This window comes from Oleiphilus sp. HI0066, assembly GCF_001635725.1.
The window spans coordinates 1-589 of sequence record NZ_LWFH01000070.1 but is presented as its reverse complement, the minus strand read 5'-3'; the positions used below and the strand labels follow the sequence as shown (position 1 = coordinate 589).

Sequence of the window (589 nt, the reverse complement as noted above, 5' to 3'; positions counted from 1 at the left end):
GAAGAAATTTATACAGATCAGAAGATCGGCACCATTCGTGTTATGACGCCTGTGACGGCAAGTGGTGAACGTGACGATGCGCGTGCAGTGCAATACGTCGGACAAGCGCAAATGATGACTCCAGCTGGTGCTCTGCCACTCACGTTTGAGTTAGCGGTTGATAATTTAGCAGACGCAGTTGCAGGTTTTGGTGATGGCGCTAAGCAGGCAATGGAAGATACGATGCGTGAATTACAAGAAATGCGTCGACAACAAGCGTCTCAGATTGTTGTTCCAGGTCAAGACGGCGGCCCTCAAATTCAAATGCCTTAAGGGCTTTGAATTCAGGCCTCGACCTATCCACAAGGTCGAGGCTTATCATGTATGTTTCTCTATTGTTTCTTGAATAAAACCAGACTCGTGAAGTTTTTGGTAAGCGCGCTTTAATTTGTTAACGCGACTCTGCGGCATGTTTTGATTCACTTTCAGTTTGATCGCATAAGGCGGCTCAATATCGTCAATATAAGTGAGCGTTGTGCGCTTTTGATCTGGCTGCTGACTAACGTGGTAGCTTAGTCGTAAATCCATTTCTATAAAACTATCTACGCGC

The 589-nt window shown here is 45.8% G+C and carries 2 protein-coding genes; one reads left to right on the top strand and one right to left on the bottom strand.

The genetic code is table 11. The features are described 5' to 3' along the window. A partial coding sequence (locus A3738_RS30340) for a hypothetical protein (RefSeq protein WP_068763290.1) occupies window positions 1–312 on the top strand: 312 nt, incomplete at its 5' end. A gap of 45 nt (window positions 313–357) precedes the next feature. Here the strand turns inward: A3738_RS30340 and A3738_RS01175 are convergent. Next, window positions 358–589: hypothetical protein (locus A3738_RS01175; protein ID WP_197473500.1), on the bottom strand; the 232-nt coding region annotated here is incomplete at its 5' end.